The organism is Nevskia sp., assembly GCF_021732705.1.
GTDB lineage: Bacteria > Pseudomonadota > Gammaproteobacteria > Nevskiales > Nevskiaceae > Nevskia.
Genome location: NZ_JAKFUM010000016.1, coordinates 108,647 through 122,389 on the forward strand (window position 1 = coordinate 108,647; position 13,743 = coordinate 122,389).

12 protein-coding genes are annotated in these 13,743 nt (G+C 67.8%); 4 read left to right on the forward strand and 8 right to left on the reverse strand.

The window, feature by feature from the left end:
- Positions 1–110 precede the first annotated feature (110 nt).
- Positions 111–308 (forward strand): hypothetical protein, encoded by a 198-nt coding sequence (locus QZ951_RS17065; protein WP_293002782.1) that lies wholly within the window; start codon positions 111–113, stop codon positions 306–308.
- 120 nt (positions 309–428) lie between these two features.
- On the opposite strand, the gene QZ951_RS17070 is transcribed toward QZ951_RS17065, so the two are convergent.
- The 8 genes from QZ951_RS17070 to QZ951_RS17105 form a co-directional block, all read right to left on the reverse strand.
- A complete protein-coding gene (locus QZ951_RS17070) occupies positions 429–1,697 on the reverse strand; it encodes a DUF3422 family protein (protein ID WP_293002784.1) in 1,269 nt (422 codons plus the stop codon).
- A 68-nt stretch (positions 1,698–1,765) separates the two neighbouring features.
- Positions 1,766–2,686 (reverse strand): carbohydrate kinase, encoded by a 921-nt coding sequence (locus tag QZ951_RS17075; RefSeq protein WP_293002786.1) that lies wholly within the window; start codon positions 2,684–2,686, stop codon positions 1,766–1,768.
- A complete protein-coding gene (locus tag QZ951_RS17080) occupies positions 2,683–3,669 on the reverse strand; it encodes a glucokinase (RefSeq protein WP_293002788.1) in 987 nt (328 codons plus the stop codon). The genes QZ951_RS17075 and QZ951_RS17080 overlap by 4 nt, the downstream gene beginning before the upstream one ends.
- Positions 3,666–4,988, reverse strand: coding sequence for an MFS transporter (locus tag QZ951_RS17085; protein WP_293002790.1), 1,323 nt, complete (start codon positions 4,986–4,988; stop codon positions 3,666–3,668). The genes QZ951_RS17080 and QZ951_RS17085 overlap by 4 nt, the downstream gene beginning before the upstream one ends.
- A gap of 105 nt (positions 4,989–5,093) precedes the next feature.
- Positions 5,094–7,013 carry an alpha-amylase family glycosyl hydrolase gene (locus QZ951_RS17090; RefSeq protein ID WP_293002792.1) on the reverse strand — a complete coding sequence of 640 codons (1,920 nt, stop codon included), beginning with the start codon at positions 7,011–7,013 and terminating at the stop codon, positions 5,094–5,096.
- 133 nt (positions 7,014–7,146) lie between these two features.
- Positions 7,147–9,642, reverse strand: a complete 2,496-nt coding sequence (locus QZ951_RS17095) for a TonB-dependent receptor (protein WP_293002794.1) — start codon at positions 9,640–9,642, stop codon at positions 7,147–7,149.
- Between the two features lie 258 nt (positions 9,643–9,900).
- The gene (locus tag QZ951_RS17100; protein WP_293002796.1) at positions 9,901–10,356 is read right to left on the reverse strand and encodes an MAPEG family protein; all 456 of its coding nucleotides are present in this window, start codon (positions 10,354–10,356) and stop codon (positions 9,901–9,903) included.
- 64 nt (positions 10,357–10,420) lie between these two features.
- The gene (locus tag QZ951_RS17105; protein ID WP_293002798.1) at positions 10,421–11,482 is read right to left on the reverse strand and encodes a LacI family DNA-binding transcriptional regulator; all 1,062 of its coding nucleotides are present in this window, start codon (positions 11,480–11,482) and stop codon (positions 10,421–10,423) included.
- Positions 11,483–11,849: 367 nt separating this feature from the next.
- On the opposite strand from QZ951_RS17105, the gene QZ951_RS17110 reads away from it, so the two are divergent.
- The 3 genes from QZ951_RS17110 to QZ951_RS17120 are packed head-to-tail and all read left to right on the forward strand — an operon-like array spanning position 11,850 to position 13,696.
- The gene (locus tag QZ951_RS17110) at positions 11,850–12,539 is read left to right on the forward strand and encodes a TetR/AcrR family transcriptional regulator (RefSeq protein WP_293002800.1); all 690 of its coding nucleotides are present in this window, start codon (positions 11,850–11,852) and stop codon (positions 12,537–12,539) included.
- A gap of 25 nt (positions 12,540–12,564) precedes the next feature.
- Complete coding sequence (locus QZ951_RS17115; RefSeq protein ID WP_293002802.1) at positions 12,565–13,497, forward strand: fatty acid desaturase; 933 nt, start codon at positions 12,565–12,567, stop codon at positions 13,495–13,497.
- 22 nt (positions 13,498–13,519) lie between these two features.
- Positions 13,520–13,696, forward strand: a complete 177-nt coding sequence (locus QZ951_RS17120; protein WP_293002804.1) for a rubredoxin — start codon at positions 13,520–13,522, stop codon at positions 13,694–13,696.
- The last annotated feature ends 47 nt before the right edge of the window (positions 13,697–13,743 follow it).

The window sequence follows — 13,743 nt, forward strand, 5'->3', positions numbered from 1 at the left end:
TCTGGGGACTCGGAAGATTCGACGCCGTCGGGTGCTTCAGCCGCTTCGGGTGCCTCGGGAACCTCCGATGGTTCCGTCGTCGGCTCGAGGGGCGTCGGCGTGTCCTGAGCATGGACGACGCCGAAAGCAAGAACGGCGGCCAGCGCCAGCATCCGGGCACGGCCACTGGGTTCGCGACGGCGGCGATCGCGGTCGGCATGGGACGGCATCATGGGCAGGCTCCTGAGCGGCGTTCGATGGAATTTTTTATAAGAATCAACGAGAAGCCGGAGCTTCCGGACGATGATTCGACATTGGATCGAGCGTAGCAGAGCCCTCCGCCGCTCAGGCGTCGTCGTCTGTAGGATTCTTCAACCTGTCGGCATCGTCGGCACCGAGTTGTGCCGATTCATCGTGATGCCGGTCACGGATGCCGCCGCCGATGCGACTCAGTCGTCGTGCAGCGCGTGCCGGGCGCGCCGCAACGCGTAGATGACGAACACGGCAATCACCGGGATCGCAAGGCCCACGAACAGGTCCGGCGAGACCGGCAGGCCGCCGGCCTTGCCGGCCTTGGCAACGTAGCCGACCAGCCCCGCGACGTAATAGACGATCGCGGCCACCGACAGCCCTTCGACCGTCTGCTGCAGCCGCAGTTGCTGCTTGGCCCGGCGGTCCATCGACGCCAGCAGCGCCTGATTCTGCCGTTCCCGGGTGATGTCCACCCGGGTCGACAGCAGCGCGCTGGCCTGCGCCACGCGCTCGGACAGGTCATGCAGCCGCTGCGCCACGGTGGCACAGGTGGCCACGGCCGGCGTCAGACGCCGCGCCATGAATTCCTCGATCGTCTGGATGCCGGCCAGTCGCTGCTCGCGCAACTCGGCAATGCGGGTCAGCACCAGCTGGTGATAGGCGCGACAGGCGTTGAAGCGGAACTGGCTGGCGGCGATGCCGCTTTCGACTTCGGCCGCAAGCCGGGTCAGCGCCTGCAGCAGCGTTTCGTCGTCACCGCCGTCAGCGGCGATGCGGTCGGTCAGCTCGGACAGTTCCTGTTCGATCGCCAGCGTCCGCGGCGAGTAGCGCTGCGCGATCGGCAGCGCCAGCAAGGCCAGCACGCGGTAGGCCTCGATCTCGAACAGGCGCTGCAAGGTCCGGCCCGCCTGACGCGGCGTCAGCGAGCGATCGATGATCAGGAAGCGGGCGAAGCCATCGCCATGCACGCGGAAGTCGGTATAGGTCAGCGCGGCGCGGTCGCCGACCTCGGCCCCGACCACCAGATGGCTGCCGAACGCCTGCTGCAGCGCGCCGGCCGCCTGCAGCGGCTCGTCGGCAATCAGCTCGGCATGGGCCGCCACGATGGTCGAACCCGGCAATCCGGCCAGCCAGCCGGGCGGCAGCAGCGCCGTCACCGGCTCCGCGAACGGCGTGCGGCTGGCACCGCTGGCCAGCACGGTGAAGCTCGAGAACTCGCCGTGACGCTCCCACTTCAGACGGATCGATCCGAGCTGGACGCTGAAATGCGTCGCGTCCGCCAGCGGCGGCAGCGCCGAATACTGCCGGCACAAGGCGGAAAGATGCTCGAGCTCGCGCGCCCGCTCGCTGCGCTCGACCAGCAAGGCCACGTAGGCCGCGCGCGATGGCGTTTCCACCGCTTCCGGCGGCCGCGCATGCACTTCGTTCGCGAGGATCAGGCGTTGCGGATGATCGGGCGGCAGCATGGTGCGAGCGGGCGTGGCGGCGGGGGCGACAGTATGGCGAAGGTCCGCGCGGGGCGGCAGGCGACCGATCAGCCGCGACCGGCGATCAGGCGATCGATGTCGGCCGGTGTCGGCGCGTAGGCGCCGGCATGACCGGCGACCACGGCCGCCGCGGCGGCGGCCCGTGCCGCCTGCTGCGCCAGGCTGGCGTTCGGCGCGGCGAGACGGGTGGCGATCCAGCAGCCCATGGCGGCATCGCCGCAGCCCACGGTATCGACCACCGGCACCGTGAACGCCGGCTGTTCGACCACCGCCGCACCGTCGAACACGGTCATGCCGCGCACGCCGCGGGTGATCATCAGCGCGGCCGCCGGCGCCTGCGCGCGGATGACGGCGACCGCCGCAGACTCATCGAGCCCGGGATACAGCGCCTGCAGGTCATCGTCGGAAAACTTCAGGAACGCGGCGCGGCGCAACAGATGCTCGAACACCGGCCGATAGGCCGGATCAGCCATCGGCCGGCGCCAGTTCGGATCGAAGGCGATGGCCTTGCCGGCCTCGAACGCGGCGTCGGCGATCGGCAAAAGGGTCGCGGCCAGCCGCGGCCGCGCAAGGCTGATGCCGCCGAAATGCAGGACCTCGGCCGCGTCGAGCCAGCCGGACGGCAGGCGGGCGGGATCGAAGTGCAGGTCGGCACTGTCATCGCCGACGAACTGGTATTCCGGCGGCTGGGTCGAGGTCACCATCGCCAGCAGCGGCGAACGCGCATGCGACTGCAGGTAGCGCAGGTCCAGGCCGTCGTCACGGCTGGCGCGGACGATCGCGTCGCCGAAGTAGTCCTGGCTGACCGCGGTCGCGCAGCCGGTGGCGATGCCGAGCCGCGCACCGACGCGCGCGACGTTCCAGCACGAGCCGCCGGGCCGATCGAGCCAGCGGCCGTCTGTGCCGCGGATCATGTCGGTCAGCGCTTCGCCGAACACGGCGTAGCGCGCCAGCGGTGCCGGGCTCACGCGCGCGGCCCGTCGAGTTGTGCCGCGAGTGCCGCGGCCACGCCGCGCAGCGCCGGCTGCTCGGCCGTGATCTCGACCGTCGCGATGCCGCGCAGATAAGCCTCGAAGCGGCCCTTGGCTTCGAACCGTCGGCGAAATTCGCCGCGGTCGAAGGCACTGCCGAGCCCGCCGATGACGCCGCCGCCCAGATAAACGCCGCCGAGCGCGCCGAGCGTCACCGCGAGATTGCCGGCAAAGGTGCCGAGCATGCCGCTGAACACGGTGGCGGTCTCGCGGCACTGCGGGCACTCGCCCGACTGCGCACGGCGGGCGATGTCGGCCGGCGTCAGCGGCTCGACCGCCTCACCCCGCAGCGTGCACAGCGCGCGATGGATCAGCACCAGACCCGGCCCGGAGATCAGCCGCTCGCTCGACACATGGGCGAACTCGCGCTGCGCGAATTCGAGAATCGCGCGCTCGGTCGCCGTGGCCGGCGCGAACGTCGTGTGGCCGCCTTCGCTCGCCAGCGGCGTCCAGCGGCCATCGCCGGACGGAATCAGGCCGGACACGCCGAGCCCGGTGCCGGGGCCGACGAGGCCGATGGCGGCCTCCGCGCGACGCTCGCCGCCACCGATGGCGACCCGTTCGTCATCGCGCAGGTGGCGCAGCGACAGGGCCAGCGCGGTGAAGTCGTTCAGGACGCGGAAGGTGGTGAGGCCCAGTGCGGCGCGCAGCGCCTCGATCGAGAACTGCCAGTGGTGGTTGGTCATGCGCACGGCATCGCCATCGACCGGATTGGCGATGGCGATGGCCGCATGAAGCACGGCCGGCGAGCCGACGGCGGCCAGATAGGCGCGGATGGCCGATTCCGCGGTGTCATGCGCGGCGCAGGCCAGCACCTGCACATCCGTGATCAGGCCCGGTGCGCGTTCAAGCGCGAAGCGGGCGTTGGTGCCGCCGATGTCGGCCAGCAGGCGCGGCCCGTCGCTGTGCGGGGCGTTCATCCGCGCGCGACCGCCGCGAGCGAAGGCGCCGGCTGCCGCACGAACAGCACGGCGATGCCACCAGCGATCATCAGGCCGCCAGCGAGACGGATCACGTTCTCCGGATTGCCGTCGAGCCAGCGGTGGTAGATCAGCGGCAGGGTCACGATCTGGATCAGCATCGGGATCACGATGAACATGTTGAAGATGCCCATGTACAGGCCGGTGCGGTGCGCGGGAATGCTGCCGGCCAGCATGACGTACGGGTTGCCCATGATGCTGCCCCACGCAAGGCCGATGCCGATCATCGGGATGAACAGCAGCGCTTCGCTGTGGATCATCGGAATCGCCAGCATGCCGATGCCGGCCAGCGCCAGACAGACACTGTGCATCCGCGCGGCGCCGATCCGCCGCACCACGGGCACCATCGCGAACGCGCCGATGCAGGCAATGAAGTTGTAGAAGCCGCCGATGTGGCCATTGACGAGACCGGCATCGCGGAACGCGGTGGAGGTCTGGTCGGACGTACCGAACAGCGTCTGCGCCAGCGACAGCACGATGTACTGCCAGTAGCAGAACATCGCGTACCACTGGAACAGGCAGACGAGGAACAGCCGCCGCATCGTCTGCGGCATGTCGACGATGCCGGCGGCAATCTCGCGCAGCGTGGCCATCGCTCCGCGCGGCGCGTTGCGCGCGGCGGCGATTTCATCCGCCGTCATCGGGTGCTCGCGCGTGGTCAGCAGGGACACCGCGATAGAGCCGATCGAGAACACGGCGCCAGTGACGAACGCGGCGATCGTGATGTACGGGATGTTGCTGGCATTGACCGCATCCTTGTTCATGCCGATTAGCACCAGCAACGATGGCGTCAGATACGCCAAGGTCTGACCGAGGCCGGTGAACGCGCTCTGGGTCAGGAAGCCGAGCGAATGCTGGGACGAATCCAGCTTGTCGCTGACGAAGGCGCGATAAGGCTCCATCGTGACGTTGTTCGCGGCATCGAGAATCCACAGCAGGCTGGCCGCCATCCACAGGGTCTGGCTGAACGGCATCGCGAACAGGCCCAGGCTGCAGAAGATCGCGCCGATCAGGAAGTACGGCGTGCGCCGCCCCCAGCGGGTGACGGTGCGATCGCTCATCGCGCCGATGATCGGCTGCACCAGCAGCCCGGTCATCGGCCCGGCCAGCCACAGGTACGGCAGGCTGGCCTCGTCGGCGCCGAGATAGCGGTAGATCGGGCTCATGTTGCTTTGCTGCAGCCCGAAGCTGAACTGGATGCCGAAGAACCCGAAGTTCATCGCGAGAATCTGCGCGAAGTTGAGGCGAGGCTTGCGCATGACGGGGCTCGGAGCGGGTTGGGTTCGAATGGCGGAAGCGGAATCAGGCCGGCAGCGCGGCGACCGGCATCGGCGACAACGGCACCAGCCGCTTGCGGCCCGCGATCATGGCTGCCGCACCAGCCAGCACAGATCCCACGGCGCCAGCGACAGCGCCGCGGTGGCGGCCTGACCGGTGAAGGCATCGGACCACGGCGCACTATTGTCGATGTCGCCGAGCGCTGACAACGGCAGCGTCTTCGGCAGCGCCGAGAAGTTCATCACCGCGACGAATGCGTCGCCACGCGCGAGCACCAGCAGCGACGGATCGGCTGTCGTCAGGCGGCGACGCGGCTGATCGGCCGCCAGCATCGGCAGCTGCTTGCGGACCTGCACCAGCTCGCGCAGCAGCGCATGGATGCGCGCGGACGGGCTGCCCGGGCGGTCGCGCGCGATCCAGCGTGCGGTGTCGAGCAACGGCCGCTGCAGCCAGCGGCCATCGGCATCGCGCAGCGCGGCGTGGGCGTCGGATTCGTCATTGCCCTGCCCCAGCTCGTCGCCCATGTAGATCAGCGGCAGGCCACCGAAGCTCAGCGCCAGCGCGTACAACAGGCGGATGCGGCGTTCGGCATGGACGATCTCGTCGTCCGTGGTCGCCGTGCTCAGGCCGGTCAGCGCCGCCGTCATGCCATTGCTGCCGAACACCGGCACCTCGGCGCTGGTCTGGAACGCCTGGCCGCGCGCGAAGCTGCCGTCGACTTCGCCGGCCAGAAAGCGCGAGACCGGCGTCAGCCGCTGCGAGAAGCTTTCGCCGCCGGCCGCGATTTCCGGCTTGAGCGTGCTCCAGACGATGTCGTCATGGCAGCGCACGTAGGTCAGCCAGGTCGCCGATGACGGCAGCTCCGGCGTGCCGTCGATGACCCGCGCCAGCAGGTCGGTGCGCTGCTCGGCCAGCGCTGCCCAGCCGGCCGCCATCAGGCTGCTGTGGTATGCCAGATGGCATTCGTGACCACGGGCCTCGCCGCTGCCGAAGTACGGCGGCAGCTCGGCCGTCGGCACGATCGCTTCGGCCTTCAGCAGCACGCCCGGCGCCGCCAGTTCGATCACCGCACGCAGCGCCTGCAGGATCAGATGAACTTCCGGCTGGTTGACGCAGGACGTGCCCGGCCGCTTCCACAGGAACGGCGAGGAATCCAGACGGAACACCTCGACGCCGTGGTTGGCGAGGCCGAGCAGGGCCTTGGCGATGTCGGCGAACACGGCGCGATTGCCGTAGTTCAGGTCCCACTGGTACGGATAGAACGTCGACCAGACCCAGCCGCCCAGCGCCGGCACCGCGGTGAAGTTACCGGGGGCGACCTCCGGGAACACCTGCGACAGCTGCGCTTCATAGGCATCCGGCAGGCTGCGGTCGGGAAACACATGGAAGTAGTCGCGGTAGCGTGCCTCGCCGCGCAGCGCGGCCTGCGCCCACGGATGGTCGCTGGCGACATGATTCAGCACGAAATCGCCGCAGAGGCTGATGCCGCTCGCTCGCAGCTGCGCCGTCAGCGCATCGAGATCGGCCATCGTGCCGAGGCGCGGCTCGATCGCCTCGAAACTGGCGACGGCGAAGCCGCCATCGTTGTCGCCGGCCTGCATCTTCAGGAACGGCAGCAGGTGCAGGTAGGTCACGCCGAGTTCGCGCAGGTACGGCACGCGCTGCCGTACGCCGTCCAGCGTGCCGGCGAAGCGATCGACATAGGCGCAGTAGCCGAGCATCCGCGACTGCAGGAACCAGTCCGGATGCGCCAGCCGATCTTCGTCCAGCGCCAGCAGTTCCGCCGGTCGCGCGGCAAGGCACTGGCCGATGGTCTGCAGCAGTTCGCCCAGCCAGCCGTCAAAGCCTGTGGCGTCGTCCTTGCCGTACAAGGCCTGCAAGGTGCCGACCAGCGCGCCAACGTGGCGATCGAAGCGGACCTCGGCCAGCGCCTGGCGGTCCATGGGCAGCGCGGACAGCAGGCTGCGGCGGAGCGCGGCCAGCAAGTCGGGATGTTCAGGCTTCATCGACAGAGGGTCCATCCTCGGGGACGCCGGCAAGGCGCGGGGTGGGCAATGGCGGAACGTTCAAAACGGGCACCGGGCGCGCGAGCCTCTCTTCTCGCGCACCCGGGCCCGGACTGATCACGGCAGGCCGCGATCAGAAGTCGTAACGGATCGAACCCAGCAGCGAGCGGCCATTCAGCGGACGTGCTCGGACAATGCTGCCCGGCGCGCCGGTCGCCTCTTCGGCTTCGGTGACGACAAACTCGTCGAGCAGGTTGTTGGCGCTGATCGAGATCGAGATCGACTGCGTCAGGTTGTACCCGGCGTAGGCATTGACCAGCGTGTAGGCCTGCTGCTTCAGCGCGTTCGCCTGCTGGTTGTCGTCGTTCAGGAAGTAGCCGGTCGAACCCTGAAGCGTGATGCCGGCGGTCCAGTTCGCGGCGCGGTAGCGCGGGCTCACCGTCCAGATCAGCTCGGCCTGACGGCGCGGACGATTGCCGACCACGGCCGGGTTCAGCCGGTCCTTGTCGATCTCGGCGTGCGTGTAGGTCGTGTTGCCGGCGATCTCGAAGCCGGTGCCCGGCAGGCGGTAGCTGCTTTCCAGTTCCAGACCGTAGGCGGCATAGGTGCGCAGGAAGGTCTGGCCGTTGGTCAGATCGGCGTTGGTCTCGTCGGTGATCGTGTAGAACGCCGTCGGGTAGAACGTGAAGCCGCGTGCCCGGATCTTGTAGCCGCCTTCGATCTGGCGAACGGTGTCGTAGCCCTTGGTGGTCGAGGCCAGCGAGCCGTCGGCATTCACGGCGCCGGCGATCTGCAACAGACGATCGGCATTGAAGCGGGCGCCGACGCTGTAGCGGAAGAACGCCGACGAGCGCTGATCGATGCGGTAGGCGCCGCCAAGCGAGTACTCGAAGTGATCGGCGCGATAGTTGACGCGACCGGTCGGATCGAAGCCGCCGACGAACGCCGCGCCGACCGTTTCCAGCCCCGGGCTGATCGTGCCGTCGCCGTTGTAGTCGATCGGCGTGCCGCCGCTGGTCTGGTACAGCGTGCCGCGGGCGCGAATGGTGTCGAAGCGGCCGCTGACATCCCAGCTGAACTCGTTGTTGGCGCCGAACTGGCCACCGATGTTCAGATACGGCGCGGTGGTGTCGTAGTTCAGATCCCACGACCACGACAGCAGGCCCGGGTTGTACAGGCCCTGGTTGTTCGCGATCTGGTCGCCGTTCGGCGCGGTCACGGCCAGACCGACCGGATCACGGCCAACGGTCTGCAGCAGGAACTGCCACGAGTTCCAGTCGATCGAGACGTTCTGGTGCGAGTAGTAGAAGCCGGCCGTCGCGGTGATGCCGGCGAAGGTCTTCGACAGCTTCAGGTCGTTGACCAGCAAGCCGACGTCCTTGAACGAGGTATCGAACAGCAGGTTCTGGAATGCCAGCCCGTTGTAGGCCTGGCCGCGGTTCGGACCCTGCCCGATGCGGACGGTCGAGCCGGCGCAGGCGTCGCACAGGCCATTGGCCAGGGTCTGGGCATTGCCGACGCCCGCCGTGAACGGCGAGATGAAACCGCCGCCGACATCGGACTTGCGGAACTTGTTGTTGACCTTCCAGCCGTCGCCCACGTCCTTGTCGAACTCGAAGCCGTAGGCGGTGACCAGCGCGTGGATGCCATCGGTGAGATCGCGGTTGCGGCGGTTGCCGAAGGCGTCGTACGTGACGATCTGCGACTGGTAGCGGCTGAACAGCGTGTCTCGGCTGGCGTCATAGCCCGGCACGCCACCGAACTCGCCGCTGCCCTTGTAGGTGACCGGCGACGGCAGGTAGCTGGAGATGCGGTCGTTCAGGTGCTTGAAGTAGAAGCGCAGGAAACCGCCATCCAGGCGCTTGGTGATGTTGGCCTTGATCTGGCCGCCGTTGTCGCCGGTCAGGCCGGTGTGACGCACGCCTTCGCCGGTGCGGTAGAAGCCGCCGACGTGATAGCTGATGGTGTCGGTGGCCTTGCCGCCGTACGAGAAATCGGTGCGGTAGCTGGTGTAGTCGACGCCGACGCTCTGCGCGATCGAACCGCCTTCGTTCTCGCCGGTGTTGCTGATGAAATTGATGATGCCGCCGGGCGAGTTGCTGGCGAAGGTCGAAGCCGAGCCGCCGCGAATCGATTCGACGCGGGAGACGGAGCCATCGAGGCGAATGAAGTTGTCGGCATTGGCGAAGTTCAGGTCGCCGAACTCGAGCACCGGCAGGCCGTCTTCCCACAGCTGCAGATATTTCGAGCCGCCGGTGGCCAGCGGAATGCCGCGGATGGTGATGTTGGCGTTGCCCTCGCCGCCCGACGATTCGGCACGAATGCCGGGCAGGCTGCGGAACAGTTCGGCAGTCGAGCGCGGCGCAACGCGGGCCGCGGCTTCGAGATCGAGCGAACTGGTGGAAACGCTGGAGTCCAGTCGGTTGACCGGACGGGCAACACCGGTGACGACGACTTCCTGGAGCTTCGCCGGATCGGCCGGCGTGCTGCCGTCAGCGGCCTTGTCGGTCGGGGTAGTGGCGGCCGCGGCGGCTTCGTCGGCAGCCAGCGCTGGCGCTGCGTTGATCAGGAACAGCGACGCTGCAGCGGCAGCGATCAGGCGCGGCTTCAAAACGGACGGCTTGTGCATGGCTCTCCTCCACGTACGACGGTTTGGTCTTGTCTTCTGGTGCCGCTTTTTTGGTCTGCGTCCACTCGCCACAGCACGGCTGCCGGCGGCTTTCGTCAGGTCGATCACCGCTGTGCGCGCTTTCACGCGGAACGATGACGATTGGATTGCACCGGAGTATGCGAGGCGATGAAATCGATTGCAACTAGAGTTTTCACCCAAGCTGCGGGTGAAAAGCGCATCAGGATTCCAGACGCGTCCGGTTCGCCCGTCGCGAACTCAGCCGCCGCCCGCGCCGCGTGAACCGCCGACAACGGCCAGCAGCAGCATCGCCCAGAGCCCGAGCACCGCGACGAAATTGATGGTGAAGACGAGCCCGCGCAGCCGCAGATTCGGCAGCGCGATCTGCACCGCGCTGTGCAGCACGCGGCCGGCGACGAAGACCCAGGCCAGCCCGACGGCAGCCCGACCGTCGACGGCATTGCCCATCACCATCAGCAGCAGACAGGCGATGTGGAAGAACAGCGGCCACTCGAACTGGTTCGACAGGTTGGCGCTGATCCGTGGCTCGACCGCCGCCCACGGGTTGCGCCCGTCCGGCGCGCGGCCCCACCCCCACACGGCGGGTGCGCGCGCCACCGTCAGCAGCGCGTACAGCACGGTGGACAGCGCAACGTGCGCAGCCATCGGCAGGATCAGGTCTTCAAGCAGGCGCAGAGCAACGACGGGCGGCATCAGCGCTCTTGATGGGTGCTGGCAGCGCGCCGCGCCGCGAACCGGCGGCTTGCAAGCCCGGCGTTCAGGCGGCCGGCACGCGGCTGGTTTCGCGGATCACCAGCTCGGTGGCGACCACACGCGATGCCGGTTCCTGATGGCCAATGCGCTCGATCAGCGCCGCCACCAGTTCCCGGCCGCCGGCTTCGATGTCTTGCCGGACCGTGGTCAGCGGCAGATGGAAGTAGCTGGCCATCGCAACGTCGTCATACCCGACGACGGAGACATCGCGCGGGACCTTCAGGCCCTGCTGTTCGAGCGCGCCGATGGCGGTCAGCGCCAGCAGGTCGCTGCAGGCGAACACGGCATCGAACGGCGCCTGCCGGCGCTTCAACTCGGCCATCGCCTGACGTGCGCCATCGGCGAGGAACGACGCCGCAATCGACAATCGCTCGTCGGCGACGATGCCGTGCCGTGCCAGCGCCCGGCGATAGCCTTCCATGCGCTGCGCGACTTCCGGGAACACGGTATCGCCGATGAATGCGATGCGACGGCGACCGCAGGCGATCAGATGCTCGGTTGCCAGTTCGCCGCCGGCGATGTTGTCGCAGCCGACCGTGCAGTAGCCGCCGTCGGTCATCTGCGCGCCCCACACCACCAGCGGCACGCCGCGCTCGGCCATCGCCTTCAGCTGCTCGTGATGGCGCCACTGGCCGATCAGGATGATGCCCATCGCGCGGCCGGCATTGTAGAGCTGCGCGGCACAGTCCAGCTCGCTGGCATCGACCCGCGACACCAGCATGTCGTAACCGCGCTCGGTCAGGGCATCGGCGATCGCGCCGAACATGCTGAGGAAGAAAGGATCCGACACGCTCTGGCGCGAGTCGCGTTCGTACGGCAGCACCAGCGCCACGGTCTTGTTCTGCCCCAGACGCAGGTGCTTGGCGCCGGCATTGATCGTGTAGTTCATCGACCGCGCCAGCTCGGCAATCCGGGCGCGGGTCTCGGGTGTCACCAGCGGGCTGTCGTTCAGCGCACGCGACACGGTGGCCGTCGACACGCCCGCCATCTTGGCGATGTCGACCATCTGCAGCCGGGGCTTGGCACCGGGCGGTGTCGGGGTCTTCCGAGATTGCTTGTTGGTCATCCTGCAAGTCTGTCGGATGTGGAGCCGGCGCGGCAATGCCGCCGACCCGCGATGGCGCTGCCGCCGATCCGGCACGCAAGCCGGGTGCCAGCCGCATTTCCGCTCGCGCAGACGCGCGTCGCTGGAGGCCCGACCGCGCGGCGGGAGCGATCCGACCTCGCCCATTCGAGTCGACCAAGACGATGTCTTGACCAGGTCGCGGCGCCTGCGGAACGCGGCAACGCGATGCCGGCCTGCGATCCGCATCGGGTTGCCCGCAGCCACTTCCCGCGTGCCGGCTGCCGACCGGTTGCCCGACGTGTTTGCGCGCAGAGCGGACTTCACGCAAATGTTGACACTGTAAATTTTACGGTGTTAATTTACGTTCATGCCCCGCGCCCAGCACAGCCCTGCCGCCGTCGATGCCACCCGCCAGCGTCTGGCCGCGCTCGCGCTCGACATCTATCGCGTTGAAGGGCTGGACGCGATTTCGTTCCGTCGACTCGCCGAAGCCGCGGGCATCAGCCACACGCTGCCGTACCGCTATTTCGACAGCAAGGAAGCATTGCTGGTCGCCCTGCGCGTGCAGTGCATGGAACACTTCGAGCAGTTCGTCCGCGCGCGCGAGCCGTCGCAGGCGGCACCGATGCCGCGGATCGAGTCGCTCGCGGCGGCCTACGTCGAGTACGTGCGGGCGCATCCGGCCGACTATCAGCTGATCTTCTCGACGCATCAGCCAGCGATCAACCAGTACCCGGATCTGCTCGCCGCGCGCCGCAGCCTGTTCGAGCACGCGGTATCGGTGGTGCAGCACGCGATCGATGCCGGCGTGCTGCACGGCGATGCGCGGGTGCTCACCCACCTGTTCTGGATTTCGCTGCACGGCCTGATGACGCTGCACGCCGCTGGCCAGCTGGTGCACGGCCTGACGCTCGAGGCGCTGATCGCGCCGCTGGTGACCCGCATGGTCCAGACCACAACGAGCGCGCCGACGCCCGGCCCGGCCGCTTCGAAACCGGCTCCGGCATCCGCCGATGTCATCGTCCTTGCCCCGCGCCGGCGCAAGCCAACCGCCTGACCAACCCTCGCCGATCGTCATCGCCATGAGCGCTGCCCCTGTCCTGACCACGCACCTCGATCCGCAACAGAAAGCCGAGTTCCGCAGGCTGACCACGGCACCGATACTGGCGTGGCCGACGGTCTGGCTGTGGGCGCTGGTGATGACGGTCTACATCGGCTCGGATGTGCTGTCGGTACTGGGCACGATTCCGCTATGGCTCGGCATGCTCGTCAACGGCGCCATCGGCTATCTCGCGTTCAGCGTCGTTCACGACTCGATCCACCGGGCGATCTCGACCAACGCCCGCGTCAACGACTGGATCGGCCAGAGCGCGGTCTTCCTCGGCGCGCCCTACGTCAACCTGAAGCTGTTCCGCTGGGCCCATATCCTTCACCACCGCTACACCAGCGGCCCGCGCGATCCGGACATCGTGCTGCACGGCGCGACCTGGACCTTGCCGTTCCGCTGGCTGCTGATCGACGTGATCTACCTGATCCACTCGATCCGGCATGGCGACAAGGTGTCGAAGCCTTATCTCGTCACGTCACTGTGGATGACGCTCGGCACCGTCATCGTGTTCGGCTCATTCACCGCGATGGGCTACGGCTGGCACGTGCTGATGCTGTGGTTCGTGCCGTCGCGGATGATCTTTCTCGCGCTTGGCTTCAGTTTTTTCTGGCTGCCGCACGTTCCGCACGACACCCGGCAGGACGTCAACTTCACCAAGGCCACCGCCATCCGCCTGGGTCACGAGTGGTTGCTGACGCCGGTGCTGCAGTATCAGAACTACCACCTGATCCACCATCTGTATCCGACCACGCCGTTCTACAACAACCTGCGTGTGTGGCAGTTGCTGGAGCCGGCGCTGCGCCAGCAGGATCTGGCGATCCAGCACGGCTTTGCGATCCAGCCGACGATCTATCCGGCACCGGCCGCGACGTTGCCGACGGCCACCGCCGCGGCCGCGGCCGCCTGATCCACTGACACGAGACGCTGCCATGCCCGCTGCCACTCGCCGCTATCGCTGCCGCTACTGCAGTCACGTGTATGACGAAGCGCTGGGCGATCCCGACAGCAGCATCGCACCCGGCACCCGTTTCGAAGACATTCCGGACGACTGGATGTGCCCGGAATGCGGTGCCGGCAAGGGCGACTACGATCTGATCGAGGCCTGATCAGGGTCGGGTCCGGCAAAGCCCAGCGGCTGCTCGACACGCCCCTG